Source organism: Bifidobacterium magnum (assembly GCF_000741255.1).
GTDB classification, from domain to species: Bacteria; Actinomycetota; Actinomycetes; order Actinomycetales; family Bifidobacteriaceae; genus Bifidobacterium; species Bifidobacterium magnum.
The window spans coordinates 333,459-354,338 of sequence record NZ_JGZB01000003.1; the positions used below are offsets into that span (position 1 = coordinate 333,459).

At 60.6% G+C, this 20,880-nt stretch carries 19 protein-coding genes, 2 pseudogenes and 1 riboswitch; of the genes and pseudogenes, 12 read left to right on the forward strand and 9 right to left on the reverse strand.

What is annotated here, in order from left to right; all coding sequences use genetic code 11:
- Positions 1-64: 64 nt before the first annotated feature.
- The 3 genes from BMAGN_RS03380 (at position 65) to BMAGN_RS07835 (ending at position 3,116) form a co-directional block, all read left to right on the forward strand.
- Positions 65-823, forward strand: coding sequence for an ABC transporter ATP-binding protein (locus BMAGN_RS03380; protein WP_022859301.1), 759 nt, complete (start codon positions 65-67; stop codon positions 821-823).
- Entirely contained in the window at positions 820-2,439 is a 1,620-nt protein-coding gene (locus BMAGN_RS03385; RefSeq protein WP_051892915.1) for an ABC transporter permease, read from the forward strand. The genes BMAGN_RS03380 and BMAGN_RS03385 overlap by 4 nt, the downstream gene beginning before the upstream one ends.
- Positions 2,440-2,567: 128 nt before the next feature.
- Complete coding sequence (locus BMAGN_RS07835; RefSeq protein WP_051126591.1) at positions 2,568-3,116, forward strand: FtsX-like permease family protein; 549 nt, start codon at positions 2,568-2,570, stop codon at positions 3,114-3,116.
- 76 nt (positions 3,117-3,192) lie between these two features.
- On the opposite strand, the gene BMAGN_RS03390 is transcribed toward BMAGN_RS07835, so the two are convergent.
- Positions 3,193-4,719, reverse strand: a complete 1,527-nt coding sequence (locus BMAGN_RS03390; RefSeq protein WP_033510485.1) for an MFS transporter — start codon at positions 4,717-4,719, stop codon at positions 3,193-3,195.
- Positions 4,720-5,209: 490 nt separating this feature from the next.
- Positions 5,210-7,090, reverse strand: a complete 1,881-nt coding sequence (locus tag BMAGN_RS03395) for an AMP-dependent synthetase/ligase (protein WP_022859303.1) — start codon at positions 7,088-7,090, stop codon at positions 5,210-5,212.
- Positions 7,091-7,250: 160 nt separating this feature from the next.
- Between BMAGN_RS03395 and BMAGN_RS03400 the strand changes: the two genes are divergently transcribed.
- From BMAGN_RS03400 to BMAGN_RS03415, 5 genes are all read left to right on the forward strand, one after another.
- Positions 7,251-8,810 (forward strand): DUF6508 domain-containing protein, encoded by a 1,560-nt coding sequence (locus BMAGN_RS03400; protein ID WP_026501902.1) that lies wholly within the window; start codon positions 7,251-7,253, stop codon positions 8,808-8,810.
- A gap of 148 nt (positions 8,811-8,958) precedes the next feature.
- A complete protein-coding gene (locus tag BMAGN_RS08275) occupies positions 8,959-9,123 on the forward strand; it encodes a hypothetical protein (protein WP_155802523.1) in 165 nt (54 codons plus the stop codon).
- Positions 9,123-9,491 carry a metallopeptidase family protein gene (locus BMAGN_RS03405; RefSeq protein WP_026501903.1) on the forward strand — a complete coding sequence of 123 codons (369 nt, stop codon included), beginning with the start codon at positions 9,123-9,125 and terminating at the stop codon, positions 9,489-9,491. Before BMAGN_RS08275 ends, BMAGN_RS03405 begins: the two co-directional genes overlap by 1 nt.
- Before the next feature lie 81 nt (positions 9,492-9,572).
- Entirely contained in the window at positions 9,573-10,292 is a 720-nt protein-coding gene (gene tenA / locus BMAGN_RS03410) for a thiaminase II (RefSeq protein ID WP_022859306.1), read from the forward strand.
- 116 nt (positions 10,293-10,408) lie between these two features.
- On the forward strand, positions 10,409-11,113 hold the full coding sequence (locus BMAGN_RS03415) for a GNAT family N-acetyltransferase (RefSeq protein WP_026501905.1): 705 nt from the start codon (positions 10,409-10,411) through the stop codon (positions 11,111-11,113).
- 124 nt (positions 11,114-11,237) lie between these two features.
- On the opposite strand, the gene BMAGN_RS03420 is transcribed toward BMAGN_RS03415, so the two are convergent.
- Entirely contained in the window at positions 11,238-11,846 is a 609-nt protein-coding gene (locus BMAGN_RS03420) for a glycoside hydrolase family 127 protein (protein ID WP_081640826.1), read from the reverse strand.
- 1 nt (position 11,847) lies between these two features.
- Positions 11,848-12,222: pseudogene (locus BMAGN_RS08510) on the reverse strand (carbohydrate ABC transporter permease); the annotation flags it as partial.
- Between BMAGN_RS08510 and BMAGN_RS08515 the strand changes: the two are divergent.
- Positions 12,211-12,735 (forward strand): annotated as a pseudogene (locus BMAGN_RS08515) (substrate-binding domain-containing protein); the annotation flags it as partial. The pseudogenes BMAGN_RS08510 and BMAGN_RS08515 sit on opposite strands and share 12 nt — an antisense overlap.
- Before the next feature lie 123 nt (positions 12,736-12,858).
- Complete coding sequence (locus BMAGN_RS03435) at positions 12,859-13,242, forward strand: DUF488 domain-containing protein (RefSeq protein ID WP_022859310.1); 384 nt, start codon at positions 12,859-12,861, stop codon at positions 13,240-13,242.
- Here BMAGN_RS03435 and BMAGN_RS03440 read toward each other — a convergent pair.
- From BMAGN_RS03440 to BMAGN_RS03455, 4 genes are all read right to left on the reverse strand, one after another.
- The gene (locus BMAGN_RS03440) at positions 13,211-14,245 is read right to left on the reverse strand and encodes a leucine-rich repeat domain-containing protein (protein WP_152593213.1); all 1,035 of its coding nucleotides are present in this window, start codon (positions 14,243-14,245) and stop codon (positions 13,211-13,213) included. The two genes, BMAGN_RS03435 and BMAGN_RS03440, sit on opposite strands and share 32 nt — an antisense overlap.
- A 78-nt stretch (positions 14,246-14,323) precedes the next feature.
- Complete coding sequence (locus BMAGN_RS03445) at positions 14,324-14,629, reverse strand: YhbY family RNA-binding protein (protein WP_022859312.1); 306 nt, start codon at positions 14,627-14,629, stop codon at positions 14,324-14,326.
- A gap of 64 nt (positions 14,630-14,693) precedes the next feature.
- A complete protein-coding gene (locus tag BMAGN_RS03450) occupies positions 14,694-16,982 on the reverse strand; it encodes an energy-coupling factor transporter ATPase (protein WP_022859313.1) in 2,289 nt (762 codons plus the stop codon).
- Positions 16,982-17,620: an ECF transporter S component gene (locus BMAGN_RS03455; RefSeq protein WP_022859314.1), complete on the reverse strand. Its 639-nt coding sequence runs from the start codon at positions 17,618-17,620 to the stop codon at positions 16,982-16,984. Before BMAGN_RS03455 ends, BMAGN_RS03450 begins: the two co-directional genes overlap by 1 nt.
- 6 nt (positions 17,621-17,626) lie before the next feature.
- Positions 17,627-17,762, reverse strand: a riboswitch (FMN riboswitch).
- 248 nt (positions 17,763-18,010) lie between these two features.
- Here BMAGN_RS03455 and ppgK point away from each other — a divergent pair.
- On the forward strand, positions 18,011-18,781 hold the full coding sequence (gene ppgK, locus BMAGN_RS03465) for a polyphosphate--glucose phosphotransferase (protein ID WP_022859316.1): 771 nt from the start codon (positions 18,011-18,013) through the stop codon (positions 18,779-18,781).
- A gap of 113 nt (positions 18,782-18,894) precedes the next feature.
- The gene (locus BMAGN_RS03470; RefSeq protein WP_022859317.1) at positions 18,895-20,049 is read left to right on the forward strand and encodes a pyridoxal phosphate-dependent aminotransferase; all 1,155 of its coding nucleotides are present in this window, start codon (positions 18,895-18,897) and stop codon (positions 20,047-20,049) included.
- Here BMAGN_RS03470 and BMAGN_RS03475 read toward each other — a convergent pair.
- The gene (locus BMAGN_RS03475) at positions 20,036-20,863 is read right to left on the reverse strand and encodes an ATP-binding cassette domain-containing protein (protein WP_022859318.1); all 828 of its coding nucleotides are present in this window, start codon (positions 20,861-20,863) and stop codon (positions 20,036-20,038) included. The genes BMAGN_RS03470 and BMAGN_RS03475 overlap by 14 nt on opposite strands.
- Positions 20,864-20,880: the final 17 nt, after the last annotated feature.

Sequence of the window (20,880 nt, forward strand, 5' to 3'; positions counted from 1 at the left end):
CGGTGCGATATTCGCCATACTGACACCATTTATCGAGCGAATTGAAGACATAAATGGAGAGAAGATGGCATCAGACATTGTTATTTCCGCGCGGCACATGAAAAAATCGTTTGGTACGGGAAACAATATCCAAACGATCTACGACGATCTCAATATCGATATTTATCGCGGCGACTTCACCGTGATCATGGGCGCGTCGGGCGCCGGAAAATCGACGTTGCTGTACGCATTGTCGGGAATGGACACGCCCAACGGCGGCACGATCGAATTCGACGGCGTCGACATTACGAAACTGACCAGCGACGAACTGGCCGTATTCTGCCGCAAAGCGTGCGGATTCGTATTCCAGCAGATCTACCTGATCGACAACATGAGCCTTATGGACAACGTGCTCGCGGCCGGAACGCTCGTCAACCGTTCCAAGACGCAGATCGCCGAACGCGCCAACCAGCTGTTCGACCTCGTCAACATCTCGCCACAAACCCGCAAGAACATGCCCTCGCTCGTCTCGGGAGGCGAAGCGCAACGAGCGGGCATGGTGCGCGCCGTCATCAACGAACCGACCGTATTGTTCGCCGACGAACCCACGGGCGCGCTCAACTCCGCGAACTCCACGGCCGTGCTCGACGTGTTCACGTCGCTGCACCAGCAGGGACAGACGATCGTGATGGTCACCCACGACAAAAAATCGGCATTGCGCGCCAACCGTGTCGTCTATGTGCGCGACGGACAGATCTTTGGCTCATGCGAACTGGGACCGTATCGCGAGGACGCCGCACGCACCGCCAAATTCGAAGAATTCCTGACACAAATGGAATGGTGATCGCATGCTCTGGCTTCCACAACCTTAAAAAAGCCAAAGGGCAATACACGTCCTTCGGCATCATCATCGCAATCACCGCATGCATCATGAACATCGCGCTCGTGCTGGCCATGCAGACGGGAGCCGCCTACGACAGGCGGTTCCAGGAACTCAACACGGCCGACGTCAACGTGATCATCCCGGAAGCGCAGCACACCGCCAGCGTACGCGACAGCATCGCGGCCACCGACGGCGTCGAAGACATGGAACACCGGCGCGTCTCGCTCGCCTCCGCCACCGTACGCGATTTCGCGGGCGCCGACTTCGACATGACCACCGTCTTCTACAATATCGACGATCCGCGCACGCTCAACACGCTCGCCGTGGAACGCGCCGACAACGAGCAAGACGGCGTCTACGTGCCCGAATACATGAGCGAAATGGGGGGCTTTGCGCCAGGAAGCCCCATCACCTATGCGATCGACGGAACGGAACACACCTACACAGTGGCCAACACCGTCGGCGAAATGCAATACGGCAACTACGGTACGGGGCTGATCGGCGCCTACCTGCCGCCCGACGCGTTCGAAGACTTCGCCGCACGCCACGGAACCGTCATGGAATATTCCATCCGCGCCTCGGACGACGCCGATACGCAACAACTGCAAAGCGACATCGCCGCGGCGCTCGCCGACCAGGGCGTCACCGTGCTCAACACCAGCAACCGTGTCAGCGCCAAGCAGACACGCACGATGGTGTGCACGCTGCTCGTCGCCATTTTCTTGGCGCTCGCGTTCATCGTGCTTGCCGTCAGCGTGTTCCTGAGCAATTTCCGCATCCGCAACACGATCGCCAACGACATGACGCAGATGGGCGTGCTCAAGGCCTTGGGATACACGAGTTCGATGATCATCCGCTCATGCGTCATTCCGTACGCGCTGGTGGGCGCCGTGTCGGCCATGGTGGGCGCCGGTCTTTCCTACGCCGCGCTGCCCGCGCTGGCCCATGTGCTCGCCGTGCAGTCGGGATTCTCGTTCACGCCGACATTCGACCCGGTCGCGACGGCCATCGCCGTGCTCGCACCCACAGGGGCGATCGTCATCTTCGCGTATGTGGCGGCGCGCAGCATCCGACGCGTGGAGCCGATTAACGCCATTCGCGGAATCCGGCCCAACACGGCCACGGTCAACCATTTCCCGCTGGAAACCACCAATATGCCCGTCAAAACCACGCTGCTGGCCAAGCGCATCGCCTCAAGCGCCGGCACGAACATCCTGCTGGGCGCCGTGGCCGTGGTGGTGACACTGCTCATGTCGTTCGCGGGCGTGCTGCTGTACAACGTGGTCATCAAGCCGGCCAACCTCATGGACACGTTGTCCGAGGAAACGCCGTCCGTCATCTTCACGGCGGCGCCGGGCAAGCTTGGCGAGCTGAGTGAAACGCTTGATGCGGATGGGCGTACGCGGACGGTGTTGCATTACGCGTCCGTGCCCGTCAGCTATGACGGCGGCAACCTGACCGCGTTCGTCAGCGAAGATTTCTCGCAAGTGCACAACGATATTGTCTATGAGGGCCGCAACCCGGCCACGGGCGCGAGATCGCGGTGGGCAGCGCGCTTGCCGAGCAATACCCGGTAGGCAGCGAATTTACGGCGAATGTGGGGGAGCAGTCCCACACGTATACCGTGACGGGACATGTGCAAAGCGTCAACAACGGCGGCGCCGTATGCGAATTGACCTCGGACGGTTAAGGGCATCTGGCCGCCATGCCCGAAACGCTCAACGTGTATTTGCATGAAGACGGCGCAGAGCAGTTCATCGACGACTATGAGTCGCGCCATGGCGAGCTTGTCGCCGCCTCCACGAATTACGAGCAGCTGGCGAAAAGCGGACAAAGCCTGTATGCGGGCGTCATGTCCGTGGCGGCCGTCATGATCGTCATTCTTGCCGGCTTCATGGTGCTGCTGGTGCTGTACATCATCATCAATTCGATGATCGTCCAGCGGCGCCAGGAATTTGGCATCTACAAGGCCATCGGCTGGTCGAGCGCACAGCTGGCGCGCCATACGGCATTGAGCCTTGTGCCCGTGATTGCGCTCGCCTCGCTCGTGGCGGCGGGTGCGGCCTACGCGTTCATGCCGCAAGTCATGGGATCCATTTTCTCGATGGTCGGCGCGATGCGCAACCACTTCGAGGTGCCCATGATCGTGCTCATGGCCTGCGTGGTCCTGTTGGCGCTGATGAGCTTTGCGATGAGCATGGCGCTGATGCGCCCCGTCAAGAGGATCATGGTGTACTCGCTGCTCAAGGAGTAGCCGCCGGACGGCGGCGCATATGCAAAAGGGGCCGTGACAAGCACAGCCCCTTTTGCATTCCTTGAACGGACGGAAATTAGCGGATGCCTTCTTCCACGCTCTGTTCGCCGTCGCGCTTGGCGCGCATGTGGATGGCCACGGCCAGGCAGACCATGGAGATTGCGGCGATGATGATCATGGCGAGGAACACGTACGTGCCGCCCATGGCGGTGGCGCGCATGTAGTCCGCGGAACCTTCCGCGCCATGGCCGGCCTGGGCCACGGCGATGATCGTGGAGAACAGCGTCATGCCGAACGCGCCGCCGAACTGCAAGCTCGTCTGGAACACGGCGTTGCCGTCAGGCACGAACGGGCCGGGAATGCCGGCGATACCGTCGGTCATGATGTTGGACAGGCCCAGCGAATAGCCCACGCCGAAGATGAAGTAGAACACGGCGAGCATCAGCGGCGTCATGTGTGCGGAGAACACGAACATGAGCACCAGGCCCACCATGGCCAGACCCATCGGGACGAGAATCGGGCCACGCGCGCCGAAACGGTCGTAGAGCATGCCGCCAACCGGGGCGAAGAACGCGCCGATCAGGGCGCCGGGAAGCACGAGCAAGCCCGCGACAAGGGCGCTCTGGCCCATGGAAAGCTGTCCCAGCGTGGTGATGACGTAGCCGAAACCGATACCCAGCATCGGCATCATGAGGTACGGCAACACGTGCAGCAGCGCGATCGGGTCGCGCATCCAACCGAGACGCAGCAGCGGCGAGAACGAGCGCCTGGACGACCAGCAGAAGAACACGAGCGAAGCGACGCCGATGACCAGCGACACCACGCCGATCACCATGGACGACGCGGCGGCCTGCCCGGCCACCATGTCGCTGATGCCGGCGCCGATACGGTTGATGCCGAGCACCATGCCCACAAGGGCGAGGAAGATCGTGACGAATCCGACCATGTTGAGCTGCGCTTGGACGGGAGCCACGGTCTGGCGGATGCTTTTCAGGCCTACGGGCAGCGAAATGATCAGCAGGATCGGAATGGTAAGCAGCAGAATCGTCTTCCACGGCATGACCGCGGACAGCGCGCCACCGACCGTCGGTCCGATGGCCGGGGCCACGGTGATTACCAGGGATCCGACGCCGATCAGGCGGCCGACCTTGGAACGCGGGGACTGCTCAAGAATGATGTTCATCATGAGCGGCGTGGCGATACCCGAACCGATGCCCTGGATGACGCGCGCGAGCAGCACCATCCAGAATTGCGTGGAGAAGAACACGATGATCGGGCCGACAATGGCCAGCGCCAGCGCGAACACGAACAACGACTTGGACGTGAAACGTCGCTTGAGGAAGCTGGACAGCGGCATGATGGCGCCCACCATGAGAATGTAGATGGTGGTCACCCATTGCACGGTGGCCGTGTCCACGTTGAACTCGTGCATGAGTTGCGGGAACAGCACCGTCATGACGGTTTCGGTAAGAATGCCGAGGAACGCGAGGGAGCCTACGGCGAGAATGGATCCGATAAGGTATCCCGGAACCTTTTCGTCGCGCTGCGCCACGCGGGCGTCGTTCTCGAGATCGTAGGCGGCGGAATCGGCCGCTTCGATCATCTCGCGCGACTCGTCGTCCGGGGTCTCGGAAGATGCAGTGGGAATAGAAATGGATGTTGACGTGTGTTGAGTCATACTGTCAGCAGTGTCGCCTCTCTTAACCATACGGTTAATCTAGATGTTCCCGAAGCGTCGGGCTTCGTGGGTTCAAGAAACGCAGGCGATATATTCCCAGACGATCGCCGGTGCGCATTGACTCGCTCGACCCGCCGCCGCAACCGGGCGCGGGGAGACCACGATTCGTGCTGATTGCTTAGGGACACTATAGATGTATAGCCACCATCTATCTGGTGCAATCTTCCACGGACGGAGCCGTACATGAACCAGTCGTGCATTATAGCTCTGGAGCCGGGACATGGAAAATCGGTGCGTCTTGCGGGTTTTGCGCATGCGGCGCCCCGGACGCAATACCGCCGCGGGGCAGGAAAGGCATAAAAAAGGTCCGCCATGGGCATCCATGGCGGACCTTGCCTCAACCGTTATGCGCGGATCACTTCTTCTTCGGCACGTAAATAACCGTGTCGATAAGCTTCTTGTAGTGCTCCACAATCTGGGCGCGGCGCGTCTTGAGGCTGGCCGTAATCATGCCGTTCTCCACAGTCCACTCGTCCGGCAGAATCTCGAACTTGCGGATGGACTCGGCGCGGGAAACACCCTCGTTGGCGCGCTTGACGATGCGCTCCACTTCCGTGCGGATGATCGGATTCTTGGAAAGCTCTTCCAAGTTCTCGGCCGCAGCGGCGCCATGAGCCGTAAGCCACGCGTTGGCGTCCTCGAGGTCCAGCGTGACGAGCGCAGCCACGAATGGCTTGCGGTCGCCGATAATCAGGCACTGGGAGACTACCGGGGACGTCATGACCGTGGTTTCCAGCACGGACGGGGACACGTTCTTGCCGCCGGCCGTGATGATGAGGTCCTTCTTGCGGCCCGTGATGGTGATGAAGCCTTCATCGTCCACATCGCCCAGATCGCCCGTATGCAGCCATCCGTCCACAATCTGCTGGGCCGTGATTTCCGGCTGGTCGTGGTAGCCGCGGCACACGTTCTCGCCGCGGAAGCACAGTTCGCCGTCCGCCGCGATGCCCACGGTCGTACCGCACAGCGGCTGGCCGATCGTGCCGATATGGTTGTTGTCCGGCAGGCTCACGGACACGGGGCCCGAGGTTTCCGTCATGCCATAGCCTTCCAGCACGGGCATGCCGATGCCGTTGAAGAAGTTGGACAGGCGCGCGTCCATCGGAGCGCCGCCCGTAATGGCGAAATCGGCGTTCGGTCCGAAAATCGTGCGGATCTTCTTGTAAATCACCTGCTCGTAGAACGCATGGCGCATGCGCAGCGCGAGCGTCGGCTTCTTGCCGGCCTGCTCGAGCGCGGACCATTCCACGGCGCATTCGGCAGCCGCGGCGAACATCTTGCCCGCCACGCCCGTACCGGCGCGCTGGGAAGCCGCGTTGTACACCTTCTCGTACACGCGAGGAACGGCGAGCAGCAGCGTGGGGCCGAAGGACTCGAAATCCTTGACAATCGTCTTCATATTGCTGCTCAAGCCCACGGTAAGCGTTCCCGCGAAGCCCACAATGGCCATGAAACGCGCGAACACGTGGCTCATCGGCAGGAACAACAGCAGGCGGCGGTCGGGAATGTTGATGGCGCGCGGCATGTACTGCAGCGCGTCCATGCATTCGGCGGCCATGTTCTTGTGCGTGATTTCCACGCCCTTCGGCGTTCCCGTGGAACCGGAAGTGTAGATGATGGTGGCGAGCTGGTCGCCGTGGCACGCGTTCTTGCGCGCGTAGAAGTCTTCGTCGGTAATCTTCGTGCCGAACGCGATGATCGCCTCGATCGCGTTGGAATCGATAGTGAAGGATTCACGCAGCGACGGAATCTCCGTGGTAACCGATTCGACCTTGGCGAGCTGTGTGTCGTCTTCGGCGAACGCCAGCACCACTTCGGAATCGTTGAACACGTTGCGGATCTGGGAGGCGGAATTCGTCTCATACACCGGAATCGTGACGCAGCCGATGGCCATGATGGCCATGTCCAGCGCCACCCACTGCCAGCTCGTGTGGGCGATAATGGCGATGGATTCGCCCGGACGCGCGCCCCAACCGATCAGGCCCTTGCCGATGGCGATGACTTTCTCGCGGAATTTCGTGGCGCTGAAATACTTCCATCCGCCATCTTCCTTGTATCCGATCATGGAGCCGTCCGGATCGCGCTCGACGCGTCCGTCAAGGAAGTCGAACAAGTTGATGTCCGCATTGATGGGGGTGTGCAGCGGAGTGGTGTACTGCTTCACGATTTCAGAATCCTGAGCGGTAGCCACCGCGTTCTGTGCAGGAGACTGTTCCTGCGGTTGTTGAGTTTCCATATACACTGACTTACACGAATGTTTAGTCATTTTCCACCCGTGAACCGAGAAAATTCAGAGAATATGCAGAATTGGGCGGTATGTTATATTCTTTGAAACTGGCAGCGAAATCATAACCGTCGCCATGTCCACGCCATTGGTGGTTGCTGGGGGGAACGCCATGATCCGAAACAAATGCATCTGCGGCACACCGTTGCGAGACCCGCAGGTGGACGACGCCGCCCGTTTCTCCTTTGTGCTCTCTTCCTCGCTCGCGCATGTCAATTACGAAGTGCCCATGGACGATGCCGTCACGTTGACGGGCGGGCGCGTTTTCGAGCAGTGCCCGTCATGCGGGGCTCTCGTGTTCTGCCCCTACCCGCAATCTCCCAACGGCCCGGGTCGAGACCACGATCCCATAGTGACCTATGGCCCGGGAACCGTGTATGAGCAATGCGATATCGCCTCGGTGCCCGCCATCTACCTGTCGTTCCGTGGCCTCATGTCGTCGGGAGTGACGGGCGGCGTCATGTATTCGGGCGTGCTGCGCGACAATCTGGCCGGGCTGTTCCATGTGGACGCGCAGAACTTGCCCACGTGGAAAACCGTGAAAGATGCATTGGTCGACGGCGCCAACGTGGTACTCGACGAATGGTGGTTCGCGGCCATCGGCAGGAACTTCATCGTGCTATACGAAAATGTCAAGGTGCTGCGCCCCGTGGCGGCATGGCATCGCGTGGCGGGCACGGAAAATAAAAATCCCGACATAGACGCCGTACGCACCCAATACCGCGAGTCGTGGGACCAGTCAGCCTCTGACATGATGGAAGTGGCGCAATACCGCGCCGAGCTCGAGATTCCCGATGAACGGCGCAAATTGTTGGTGCAGGGCAACAAGGGGCGCATGCGGCTTCTCGACGGATGCGTGCATGTGGGGCGTGCGCTCGTAGACGTGACGCAGTGGGCCCCCCAAACGGCCCTTCAAGAAGGTGCTTCGCTCAGCGCGCATGGGGGCGTGCGTCAGTTGGATGAAACGGCGTTCGGCATATGGCACGGGGAAGTGGATGATCCCTCCCGCACTGAAGGCATGCAAGTGGACGTGCTTATCCGTCACAATGCCGTGGCGAAAATGACATGCTCGTGTGAAAGCGCGCAACAGCGCCATATTTGCCGGCACATGACGGCCGTCATCTACGAAATGGGCAAACGCATGCAAGTGAACATGGCTGTCGACCGTCCCGCGCGTCCCCGCCATAACGATGTGCGCATGCACACGAACGCGCCCACCCAATCCGACCGCTACCGCCACTATGCAGACGCCTTTACGCTGATCCACGGCAGAAAATCGAGCGAACCGCGCTACCGCTGGCTCACCCAATACATCGAACCCTTCGAACATCCCGCACAGCCGCTGTACCACATCGAATTCATGCCGATCGACGGCATGTCGCGCCGGGAAATGGGATTCTGCATCTACTCCAACACCGTGCTCTCGCTGATCGAAGACGTGATCAACAACAAATGCGAATACGCCAAAGTCTTCCAACGCCACGGGCTGGACACGTCCGTGTCCCTCAGCATCCTCAACATTGACGCCATGGATGGAGACCTGCTGGAAGCGCTCGTCATTGTGCTCGTACGCAGGGAAAAACGCAAAGAGGGATCCATCGCCGAAGCGCTGGAAAGCGGCATGCTCATCCGCATGCTGCGCCGGTTGCGCGACCTCGACCAGACGCTGTGATCCCGCTCACGCACCATATATGAAGACACATGTTGCTGGAAAAGCACTGAAGATACGCTGGGACTATTCGTCTAAGTGAATCGCATATTTTCCAAGGCTTACCGCCGTATAGTGAAACCCTAACAACTCCATGCCAACGGAACCTGGCATGCGACAAGGACGGGGGGACATCATGATTGCCACGGGAATCGGAGCGATTGTATTCGCCATACTGTTTGTAGCTACCGCACAACGCGCTTCCTACGATGAAACGGAACCGGCGCCGGTTATCGAAACGGAAGAACAGAACGTCGACGGACTGCGCAACCTATGATCCACATTTCGGATGACGATTTCGACGCGGCCGTGGAAGAGGCGCTCGCAAGCGTTCCCCCACGTTTTCAGCAGGCGTTGGACAATATCGCCATCGTAACGGCCAAAGAGCCCACCGCGGCCCAGCTGAGCGAGGCCCATACGCATGGCGGCGAATTGCTGGGACTGTACCAAGGAGTGCCACTGCCACGGCGCACTACGGCCTACGCGGGCGTATTGCCCGACAAAATCACCATTTTCCAGGAGCCGCACGAACGCGTCTGCAATACGCGCGAGCAGCTCGTCGACCAGATCCGCGTCACCGTGCTGCATGAACTCGGCCACTATTTCGGATTCGACGACGCCTACCTGCATTCGCACGGATACTGACACGCGCGGTAAAATGCGTTACCTCATGCCGCGGTCGTCGGGTTCCCGCACCATACCATCATGACTATGATGAGCACCCCCATGAATCTGGAACCGTTACTAGACAACAACACGCTGCCGCCGTTCGCCAAGCGCTTGCGCGCGGCCGCGGACCGCATTTGGGAAGACGGATACAACCAGCCGTTTATCCGCGAACTTGGCGCGGGAACGCTGGCACCCGAACAATTCGCCTTCTATCTGACGCAGGACACGCTGTACTTGCGCGACTACGCCAAAGTGCACGCGATCGCCGCCACAAAAACCGACGATCTGGAAATCATGGATTTCATGGCCCAAGTGCAGGCGAGTATCGTGCACGGGGAAATGACCATGCAGCGCGAATTCCTCGAATCCTACCATCTTGATCCCGCGACAGTGGCGGGCGCGAAACAGTCCGCGTTCGCCTACGCGTACACTTCCAACATCTTGTCGGTGGCGTACACGGGAGACCTTGTGGACATTCTTGTGGCCATATTGCCATGCGCATGGGTGTATGCCGATTACGGGCGGCGCCTGGCCAACGAGTTCGCCGACGAGCTCGACTCGAATCCGTACAAACCGTGGATCGACATGTACCGCACCGACGAATTCTGGGCGTCGGGGCGTTGGCTTATCGACCATATCGAGCCGATCGCCCGCACGTTGCCCGAATCGCGGCTTGAACAGCTCGAGACGCTGTTCGTGCGCGGCGTGGGATATGAATACATGTTCTGGGATTCCGCATACCGCATGCAGATGCAGTGGAAAAAGGAATGGCAGTAAGCCGTCACGCGCTTTATTGCGTTCAATGAAAACGGCGCTATTCGTCACCATTTCGAGATATGTTGAACGTATCCATTGTTTTAGAGTAAAGGCGCTTGGCGTCGTAGGATGAGATCATGACTGAAACGGTAACTTATAGGACCATGACGCGCGACGATTATTCGGCGCTGATCAACATGGTGTGCAATGCATGGTACAACGACAACGAATGCGATTGGGCCACCGCCCACCGCGCCGCGGAAATCGACTTTGAATACGCTTTGGCCCGCACCACCACCGCCCAGGTGGCGGTTGTGGCCGGACGTGTGGTCGGCGTGATTCTGGGACGCATCGACTCCCTCGAGACGCGCCCGGCCGTCAACAAGCACCACACCAACACGCTCAAGCTCATGGCCGGCCTCGTCACGAGCCAGGAAGGCCGCGTGCTGGCTCACCGCCTCAAGGAAATGAAGCGCGCCAACGAGGCGATGCTCAAGGCCGCCAAGCGTGAAGGCCACGCCTACGACGCGGAAGTCGTGCTGTTCATGGTGGACCCGGATGTGCAGGGCCAGGGCATCGGCGCGCACCTGTTCGACTGGCTGCTCGACCAGTTCAAGGCCAACGGTGTGAAGAACTACTTCCTGATGACCGATACGACGAGCGACTACTCGTTCTACGACCACAAGGGCATGAACCGCGTGCAGCAGGAACCGATGACGCCGTTCCCGATGCCGCAGCCGCTGTCCGAGGACGAGCGCATTGAGGAGCATCTGCATGCGTTCATGTACGACAGCGAAGTGGACGCCTCGAACGAGGGTGTCAACCCATTGGGCCGCGACTGATTTGAAGCTGAGGGCATGAAGGCTTGCCAAAGCCATAAAGAAGGGACTGTGCGACATTTCGCGCAGTCCCTTCTTGCATTGTTGTGCGGTGTGGCGCCTCCTTGTCGCCGTAGATGTACTGGACTTACCGGTTGGTGTCGGCCTCGTATGGAGCGCAAGGCAGCCATACGCGCATTTGGCCCTCGTCGCGGTTGGCCCACGTGTAGTAGGGCACCATCGTCACTTCACACGCTTCGCGAGGACGTGGCGTAGCCGGAACATACAGCGGTTGCGTTTCGGGATCCTCGGGTTGGCGCCACGCGGGCTGGCGCACCACTGTCACGCCGCCCAGCAGACCTTCGTCATGCTCGGCGCTGGCCGCCTCGCCGGGGTTGACGGTATACAGCCATAGTGGTCCCGGATTGTCGCAGGATTCGGCGCAATATACGATCGGTCCGCGCATAAGCGCGACCTGGCCGACCGTCTCCTTTACACGGTTCGAGGCCCGTACAAGTTTGGCTTCCATGGGCAGCTCCAGCGTGACCGTCATGTCGCTGTGGGCATCGACGGTGACGTAGACGATGCCGTCCTCGGGCGCCGTGGTATTGGGGGAGCCGTCCACCAGCAGCGTGCGCGCGCCGTCCGACCAGGCGGGAATGCGTACGCCGAAACGCAACGCATGGTCCGAACCGTTGGCGATGGTCCAGCCGATGGTGCCGTCCCACGGATAGTCGCCCGTCTGCTCAATGCTTATGCCCTCGTCGTTGCTGGCGCATGTTCACAAGCGCGAGCGGCAGCGTGTACTTCGAGGAGCTCGACAGGTACAGCGGGATCATGAAGTTGTTCCATGCCTCGAGGAAAGCGAGCAGGCCGACGGTGACCATGGACGGCTTGACTACGGGCACGAGGATGCGTACGAGCGACTGGAAGGAGTTGCATCCGTCCACCATGGCGGCCTCCTCCATGTCCTTGGGGATGGCGTCGAACGCGTTGCGCATGATGAACGTGCTCATGGGCAGCTGGAACAGCGTGATGACGAGGGAGACGCCCAGCAGCGTGTCGTTGAGGCCGATGTCCTTGAACCACACCATCAGCGGGATCAGCAGCGAGGCGTAGGGGACCATGTGGATGCCGGACGCATGGCCGTCAACCATTTGATCTCCTGCGGGCGCCACCGCATCGCGCTTATTGTGGGCGACCAGGCCTATACGGCGTCGCAAGACCGCCTCAAAGGCGCGCTCGAAGCGCTTGGGGAAGTGGGGCTCGAACCCGTCGGTCCCGTACGCTCGGGGGACTGGTCGGAAAGCTGGGGGCGTGCGGCCACGCGCCTGTTGCTTGAACAGGGTTATGAATTCGATGGTGTCGTCTGCCAGAACGACCAGTTGGCGCGCGGCTGCATCGACGCGCTCAAGCAGCGCAATTTGCGCATTCCCGAAGATGTGGCCGTGATCGGCCATGACAATTGGGACGTCCTTACCCAAAGTTCGCGCCCATCCCTGACAAGCATCGACAACGAGGCGGAGCGCATCGGCCGCCACGCCGCCCGTTTCTTGATGGACGCCATCGACGGCAACCCGCACCATGGCGCCGAGTTCATTCCCTGCAAACTCGTACAGCGCGAGTCCACGCTACCGCTCGACTAGGTGCGGCTGGTTGGCGGCCAACCGTATGCGGCCATGGCGATATTTCCCAAGGCGTACGTGCAAGTTCGCGCGGCGACTTACACTCGAGGGCGGAACCTGTTGGCCAATCGTCAAGGAGTACCTATGGCATACGAAGTACGCATCAAGCGCATTTATGAGGCGCCTTCACCGGATGACGGCTACCGCGTGCTGGTGGACCGCCTGTGGCCGCGCGGCGTGAGCAAAGTCCGTGCCGCGCTTGACGCGTGGGACAAGACGCAGGTGCCGCCCTCCACGCAGTTGCGCGAATGGTTCGGCCACGATCCCGCCAAGTTCGACGCGTTCCGCGCCCAATATCTCGACGAACTGGACGAGCGTCCCGAGGCGCACGAGTTCGTGCGGCAGGTGGCGGATCTGCTGCAGCATGAGAATGTGACGCTGCTGTACGCGGCCAAAGATCCGGCATGCAACCATGCTGTCATTCTCGAGTCGTGGATCAAGGAGCAACTGGCGAAGCAGCCCCGGTAAAGCCCGGGTTGCCGTCCGCCAACACTTCGACCAGCGCGTTGTTGTGCGACAGGTCAAGGCCGCGCAGTTCGTTGTGCCGCACGAACAGATACTCCAGATCCGCGTTATGGGAAAGATCCAGCGATCGCAGCTGGTTGCCGCTGACATTGAGCTCCACAAGCTTCCCGTTGTGTGACACGTCGCAAGCGCATAGCCGGTTGTCACGCAGGCTCAGGCTGATCAATTCCCCGTTGCGCGACACATCGCACGAGCCGATACGATTGCCACCTGCCCACAATTCGGTAAGTTTCGTGTTGCGCGACACATCGAGGGAATCCAGACGGTTGTTGTCCGCATGCATGTAGACGAGTTCGGGATTACAGGAAAGATCCAGTGATCCCAGGCAGTTACCGCTGACATCGAGTTCGGTCAGCTGCCTATTGCGCGACAGGTCCAGCGTGGACAGGCGATTGCCGCGCACATTCAGATCCGTCAGCTCGCAGTTTTCTGACAGGTCGCAGCGGACCAGGGCATTGTCGGGAACCTCCAATTTGACGAGTTGCGGATTACGGGAAGTGTCCAGCGACCGCAGCCTGTTGCCTCCCGCATACAGGTACGCAAGATCGGGATTGTCCGACGTGTCGAGTCGCGCCAAATCGTTGCCGTCCACATACAGTCCGACAATTCGCGGATTGTGCGATACGTCCAGCGAGCCGAGACCGCAGTCGGTTGCGCACAAATATTCCAGACGGGCGTTGTGCGAGACGTCGAGTGATTCGAGCGGAGTATGGCGGACCGTAAGTTCCCTAAGATATGGCGCATATTCAATCCCTTGAACAGAACGCAGCGGATCGTCATAATTGTCGCCGTCGAACAGGAATTGCGTGACGCGCCGGCGCTCGCCCTCCGACAATACGCCGTCGCGGTCCGTATCCCAGGATTCGCGCACGATTACGCGCATAAGAGGATCAGGGAAGGTGGATTCATCAATGGCAACGGTGCCGTACCTATCAATAGTCATCATCGACTCGCTTGAATATGAGTGAAGGCCGGTCTACGGCCGGCCTTCATGTTCGTATGACAGAATTGCTGTCCGCAATCCTTACTCGCGCACCAGGGCGATATGTTCGACGTCCTTGCGCAGGGAACGGCGGAACAGCACAAAACGGTTGCCGATCACCTGGATGACTTCGGCATGCAGCGCCTCGGCAAGCTTCTCGCTCGCTTCGCGGGCCGTAAGCATGGAGCCGTCCTGAACCGTGAACTTGACGAGCTCGCGCTTTTCGATCGTCTCGTCGGCCTGGTCGATCAGCGTTTCCGTAATGTCGTTCTTGCCGATGGCGATCAACGGATTGATGCGCTGGCCCATGCCGCGCAACTGCTTGACCTGCTTTTTGGTCAGTGCCATATGTGTAACTCCTCAATACAACAATATTCGTGCGTAACAGCGAAATGTTGTGAACAACGCAAGTTTACGCGCCGCCCCAGCCAAATACGGCGGAGGGGACTCCCATGGCCACCACAATCTGTATGCACACGATCGCCAGAAACATCCAGTCGCGCCCCCGCATGCGCAACGCCCGCCATTGCGTGCGCGGTATGCCATCTTCGTAACAGCGCGCGTCAAGCGCCAGGCTCAACGTGTCGGCGTGGCGCAGGGACGCGGTGAATACGGGGATCATGATGGCGCACAACGCGCGTACACGTTTGAACGGGGAACCGTGGGCGAAGGACGCGCCGCGGCAAATCTGCGCCTCGAGAATGTCGTGTGCCTCCTGCGTGAGCGTGGGGAGGAAACGCAACGCCAGACTGAACACGAGCGCGATATCCTGCGTATGTACGCCAAACACGCGCAACGGTTTGAGTATCGCGCCAAACGCGTCGGTCATGGCAGTGGGTGTGGTGGTGGCCAACAATATGGCGGCCAGCACCATGACCAGCGAGAACCGCACGGCATACAGCACGGCCGTGCCCACGCCGCCCGTGGTGACGATGAACGCGCCCCATTGAACAAGCGTACTTCCCGTATGCACCACGAATATGTTCAACGCTCCGATAATCGCGAACAACACGAGGAACCCGCGCATCTGGCGCAAGATGTGGCGCAATGGCACGCGGCTCAACGCGATAATGGCGCCCACCACCACGAGCGAGGCCGCCAACTGCGCCAAAGAGCGCAGCGCGAACGCGCTGAACATGAGCACAAGGAACCCGAGCATTTTGCAACGTGGATCCAAACGGCCGATCCATGAATCCAACGGCGCCTGCGCACGTTCGTGTTGCGGGCGCGGCGCGAATTCGACAATGCGGTCCGCCACGATTTCGGCCTCGTGCCGCTCGTGCGTCACCATCACGATCGTCATGCCCTGTTCGCGCAGCGCGCGAACAATGCGCAGCAGCCGCTCGCGGGCCGCTTCGTCAAGTCCGGCCGTCGGCTCGTCCATGACCAGTATGCGCGGTTCGCAAGCCAGCACTCCCGCGATGGCCACAAGCCGCTGCTGGCCCATGGACAGTTCCATCGGATTGCGGTCCAACAAATGCTCAATATGCAGCTGTTCGGCGGCATGGAGTACGAGGCGGTCCGTTTCTTGGGTATCGCGGCCCTGGGCGTGCGGCCCGTACGCGATGTCCTCTCGCACGGTGGGGGCGAACAGCTGGCGCTCGGCATGCTGCATCACAAATCCGAGCGTGCGGTGCAAGCGGTCCAATTGCGCTCCGGACGCCTCTTTCACGTGGCGGCCGTGCGGTGTGGCCACGGGAATGCCGGCCACTTCCACTCGTCCGGAAGTCGGCTGCTGCAATGCGCATATGAGCCGGGCGCACGTGGTTTTGCCCGACCCGTTGGGGCCCATAAGCGCCACGCATTCGCCATTGCGGACCGTCAGCGAAAAGTCGCGCAGCACATCATCGGGGGCGTCCGGGTAGCGGAATGAGACATTGCGCAACTCAATGGCGGCCGGTGTGGAACGGGAAGAGGGTACCGGGACGGCAATTCTTGTACCGTCCTGTGCGGATTGGCCAGGATGCGGTGGTATCGGCTGGGTCTGCGTCTCATGAGCCGTTTCCACCTCATGCAATGCGCCGTTTTCCAGACGCCAAACATGGTCCGCGCCCGCCAACTCGTCCTCATGGTGCGTAATCAGCACGACCGCCGTACCACGGCGCTGAATATGGCGCAACGTGTCCATCACCTCGGCGCGGGAACGTTCGTCAAGCATGGCCGTCGGCTCGTCGAGCACAAGCAGGCGGCTGTGCATGGCGAGCATGCCCGCAATGGCCACACGCTGCTGCTGACCGCCCGACATGCGCATGGGGTCGGCCTGGCGTTGGTCGAGCAGCCGCACCTGTTGCAAGGCGTGTGTGACGCGCTCGCCGATATGCTCGCGCGACACGTTGAGGTTTTCAGGGCCGAACGCCACGTCGTCTTCCACACGCGTGGTGACCATCTGGTCCGCCGGATTCTGGAACACGGCGCCCAATGAACGGCGCGCAGCACGGTAGGCCGCCGGATCCGCCCCGCGGCTGGAGTTGAATACATGCTGGCCCATGAGCGTGACGTCGCCTTCGTCGGGCGCCACGAGTCCGGCGATCACTCGTCCGAGCGTGGACTTTCCCGAGCCGTTGCCTCCCGTAAGGCAGATGCGTTCGCCGGCATGGATGCGCAAGGAAATGTTACGGAAAACCCATGCCGCGTCGCCGTAACGGAAGCCGACATCGTGCAAGTCGGCGAGTACGGCGCGCGATTCGTTCGTCCCGCCCATCAGTGGTGGCCGATCGCCGTGGAAATCGGCTTGTAAATAAGGAATGTCACCACGGCGTTGATGCACAGTTTGATGAGGTTGAACGGCAGCAGGATCGGCAGGATCATAAGTGCCACCTGTGGCATGCTCATATGCGCGTACAGCGGCGTGACCAGGAGGTTGCCGACCAGGGCCACGGCCAGTGCGGCCAGCGAGCCGACGACCAGCGCGAGCGCCGCGCGCGTGCGCGTGGGCTTCTTGCGGTAGATCAACGCGGCCGGAACGCTGCAGGCGAGCGCCACGGCCATCGCCATAAGCGAGCCCCACGGGTTGATGAACAGGTGGGGGAGGAAACCGAGAATGCTCACGATCACGGCCGCGGACGGTCCGAACGCGAATCCGGCGATCAGGCATACGATGCCCGACGGGTCGTATTTGAGCCAGGGTGCGGCGGGCATGAGCGGGATTTCGAGGAAGCTTGCGGCCATGGCCAGCGCCGTGCACAGCGCGTACAGCGCGATGCGGCGTGTGGACCAGCGTCCGTGGTCGCCGACTCCTGTGGAATGGTCGGTGTCGGGACGCGTGCGGTCGAGCGGCGAAACCGGGTTGGAACCGCCCTGCTGGCGCGGCGGACGTGACTGGTGTGTGGAATGTCCCATAGGAAATACTCGTTTCTTTCATCCGGACTATACCGTTGGCTCGCGGAATCTCACCGGATCGACCCTTCGGGCTCGCGGGCTAAGGCGACGTGTGTGCGCCCATTACCGCCAGTAAGGAATTGCACCTTCCCTGAAACTGATATGTGCGGTTCCATAGTACGGCATGGATGGGCGCCGTGGGGTCACTATGCCCATGAAATCGATTGCAAACGTATTTTGTGGACGAATTGTGAGATTATTTATGCCGACACCTATATTTTGGTCGAAAATGATGCATTCGCGTACAGGACGCGTTATGATTGGGCACAGTTGCAGGCGGCTGTCGCGAGGGCGACGGATCCAAGCCGCAGCTATGATGCAAACGTTTTCTTGTGAGACGAAAGGTCAACGATGATTGAAACTGCCCAGGCGTTCGGTGTAGATATTGGCGGATCCGGAATCAAGGCCGCTCCTGTCAATCTGGAAAAGGGTGAATTCGCTGAACCGCGTCTTAAGATTTTGACCCCGGAACACTCCACTCCGCAGGCTGTCGGCGACATTGTGCGCCAGCAGCTCGACCACTTCGAAGTGCCCGAGGACGTGCCCGTCGGCATCGCGTTCCCGGCGCCGATCAAGCCGGGCAAGAAGCTCGACTTCATGGCGAACCTCGACCAGTCGTGGATTGGCGTGGACGTGACCGAAGTGTTCTCCGAGGCGTGCGGACGCCCCGTGACCGTGGTCAACGACGCTGACGCCGCGGGTCTGGCCGAACAGCAGTTCGGCGCCGCGAAGGGCCAGGACGGTCTGGTGATCGCCACTACGCTCGGCACGGGCATCGGCACGGCCCTGATTTACAACGGCGTGCTTATCCCGAACACGGAGCTCGGCCACATCGAGCTGAAGAAGGGCAAGGGCGACGCTGAAAAGTATGCCGCCTCGTCCGTGCGTGAGAAGCTCGACATGGGCTACAAGAAGTGGGCCAAGCGCCTGACGAAGTACTACAGCCTCATGGAGCTGTACTTCAACCCGGACCTGTTCGTGGTCGGTGGCGGCGTTTCCCGCGTTTCGCAGAAGTTCCTGCCGTACATCGAAATCAATACGCCGATCGTGGCCGCGACGCTCAAGAACGAGGCCGGCATCATCGGTGCCGCCGCATATGCCGCTTCCAAGTTTGACCGCTGATTCGGCAATGCGCTAGATACGTGCTGCACGCCATAAGCGCGCGGCCTTGACGGTCCCCGGCTCGTACGCCAACTGGGGACCGTTTTTTCGTTGCGCCGGCGTAGTATGTTGGCGTGCATTTTTCAACGCGAGTAGACATTTCCCAGCCCAATCCGATCGCCGCGGCCGAAGCCGAATACGTTCACGCCGGCCATGCGTTCCGCAAGCTCAACGATTCCAACCCCACGCGCCACCATCTGGCGCCCGCGTCGTTGCCAGACGAGTATGCGGCCCAACCGCGTGGCCAACGCTATGCGCGCGAAGCCTTGGCGCAATATTTGGGACGCGGCTCGGCGGATTCTTTCTATGTGCTGAGTTCCACTTCCCAGGCCTACTCGTGGCTTATGAAACTGCTGTGCGATGCGGGGGACGCGGTGCTCGCGCCCAAACCCGGCTATCCGCTTATCGAATCGATTGCACGCCTTGAATGCGTGGATTCCATTGAATACCAGCTGCGCTATGACGGATCCTGGTATATCGACGTGGCGCAAATCGAGCAACTGTTGCAAGGACCCGACGGACCGCGCATCCGCGCGCTGATCGTGATCAATCCGAACAATCCGTCCGGCTCGTATGTCAAGCCCGAAGAGCGCGAGCGCCTCGTCGAAATGTGCAAGCGGCATGGCATCGCCATTATCGCCGACGAAGTCTTTTACGATTACGATCTCGAACCGTTCGACGGCAACCGGCGTTTTGCGGGGGAGTCGCGCGTGCTCACGTTCGCGCTGGACGGTTTTTCGAAAATGCTGGCCGCCCCCCACGCCAAGGTCGGTTGGATCGAAGTGTCGGGGCCGGAGGCCGACGTGCGCGAGGCGCAGCGCCGCCTTGACGTAATCGCTGACGATTTCCTTCCCATGAGCGAACTCGTCGCGCATGCCATCCCCGGCATGCTTGATGAGGCGCCCGCGCAAACGGCGCGCGTGCGCGAACGGGTGCGCGGCAATCTTGCCACGCTGCACACCATGCTGCGCGAAGATGAACTGGGCGTGGTGGACGTGCTGCGCGCCGAAGGCGGCTGGAACGTGCTGCTGCGCGTGCCCGCGATCTTCGACGAAAACGAGCTCGTATTGCACATGTTGCGCGAATATGACACCAGCGGACAGCCCGGCTACTTCTTCGACATGACCTCAAACGGGTATCTGGCCATCTCGCTGTTGCCCGAACCCGACGATTTCGCCGCGAATGTCAATGTCGTGTTGCGTGCGGTGCGCGACCTTATGGAAGCGTGACGGGAGCCGCGCCCATCGTCATACGCTTGTATTTGCCGCGGATCAGGTCGCTGTAGAATTGGGCGGCCTCGCGCGGCGTACCGTCAAATACGACCGACTGGTCGTCCATGACCAGCGTTCGCGTAACGTGATAGTCGGGGCAGGTGACCATGTCGACATCGTGCGTCGCGAACATGATGGGCTTGTCGTAGCTCAGCAAGGCGCGCGCCACATGGCCGGAGCTGATTTCATCGAGCCCGCGCGTGGGCTCGTCGGCGATAAGCGCCGCGGGATTGTGTGCGCACGCTATCGCGATCGACAGCATGTGCAACTGTTCGGTGTCCAGCGCCGTGACGGGCATGTGAGCGACCTGCGTCAGGTCGAAGTGCGCGAACAGGTGCTCGCGCGTGGCCTCCCGTTCCGGATTGTGCATATGGTGGTGGCGCAACAGCGCGTCGAACGCCTCACGGATGGACAGTTCCTCATTGAATATGGCAGGGATTTCGTCGCGTTCGATATAGCCGCAAATATTGTTGAGCCGCTTGCGTCCCGACGCCGACCGGCTGGTCCATTCGTCGCCGTCCGCGTCCGTATAGCGCACCATTCCTTGCGTCGGTTCCATCAGTCCCGCCAACAATTGCAGCAGCGTGGATTTGCCCGCGCCGTTCAATCCGATGATGGCCACATGACCGTCGCTTGCGGAAAAGTCGACCGTGGTAGGTTTCAGGCCGACCGACCCGTCCGGAAAAGCGTACGACAAGCCGTCCGTGTGGATGTCCACCGCGGAAACGGTATTCAAACGGGCGCCGAAATGGAACCATTGCGCAAAACTCATGAGGCTTATTGTAGCCG

What these genes read in the sequence shown, in the direction of transcription:
- BMAGN_RS03380 (WP_022859301.1), top strand. Translation starts at nt 65, where the DNA reads ATGGCATCAGACATTGTTATTTCCGCGCGGCACATGAAAAAATCGTTT.
- BMAGN_RS07835 (WP_051126591.1), top strand. Translation starts at nt 2,568, where the DNA reads ATGCCCGAAACGCTCAACGTGTATTTGCATGAAGACGGCGCAGAGCAG.
- BMAGN_RS03390 (WP_033510485.1), bottom strand. Translation starts at nt 4,719, where the DNA reads ATGATCGAAGCGGCCGATTCCGCCGCCTACGATCTCGAGAACGACGCC.
- BMAGN_RS03395 (WP_022859303.1), bottom strand. Translation starts at nt 7,090, where the DNA reads ATGGAAACTCAACAACCGCAGGAACAGTCTCCTGCACAGAACGCGGTG.
- BMAGN_RS03400 (WP_026501902.1), top strand. Translation starts at nt 7,251, where the DNA reads ATGATCCGAAACAAATGCATCTGCGGCACACCGTTGCGAGACCCGCAG.
- BMAGN_RS08275 (WP_155802523.1), top strand. Translation starts at nt 8,959, where the DNA reads ATGCGACAAGGACGGGGGGACATCATGATTGCCACGGGAATCGGAGCG.
- tenA (WP_022859306.1), top strand. Translation starts at nt 9,573, where the DNA reads ATGAATCTGGAACCGTTACTAGACAACAACACGCTGCCGCCGTTCGCC.
- BMAGN_RS03415 (WP_026501905.1), top strand. Translation starts at nt 10,409, where the DNA reads ATGACTGAAACGGTAACTTATAGGACCATGACGCGCGACGATTATTCG.
- BMAGN_RS03435 (WP_022859310.1), top strand. Translation starts at nt 12,859, where the DNA reads ATGGCATACGAAGTACGCATCAAGCGCATTTATGAGGCGCCTTCACCG.
- BMAGN_RS03440 (WP_152593213.1), bottom strand. Translation starts at nt 14,245, where the DNA reads ATGATGACTATTGATAGGTACGGCACCGTTGCCATTGATGAATCCACC.
- BMAGN_RS03445 (WP_022859312.1), bottom strand. Translation starts at nt 14,629, where the DNA reads ATGGCACTGACCAAAAAGCAGGTCAAGCAGTTGCGCGGCATGGGCCAG.
- BMAGN_RS03450 (WP_022859313.1), bottom strand. Translation starts at nt 16,982, where the DNA reads ATGGGCGGGACGAACGAATCGCGCGCCGTACTCGCCGACTTGCACGAT.
- BMAGN_RS03455 (WP_022859314.1), bottom strand. Translation starts at nt 17,620, where the DNA reads ATGGGACATTCCACACACCAGTCACGTCCGCCGCGCCAGCAGGGCGGT.
- ppgK (WP_022859316.1), top strand. Translation starts at nt 18,011, where the DNA reads ATGATTGAAACTGCCCAGGCGTTCGGTGTAGATATTGGCGGATCCGGA.
- BMAGN_RS03475 (WP_022859318.1), bottom strand. Translation starts at nt 20,863, where the DNA reads ATGAGTTTTGCGCAATGGTTCCATTTCGGCGCCCGTTTGAATACCGTT.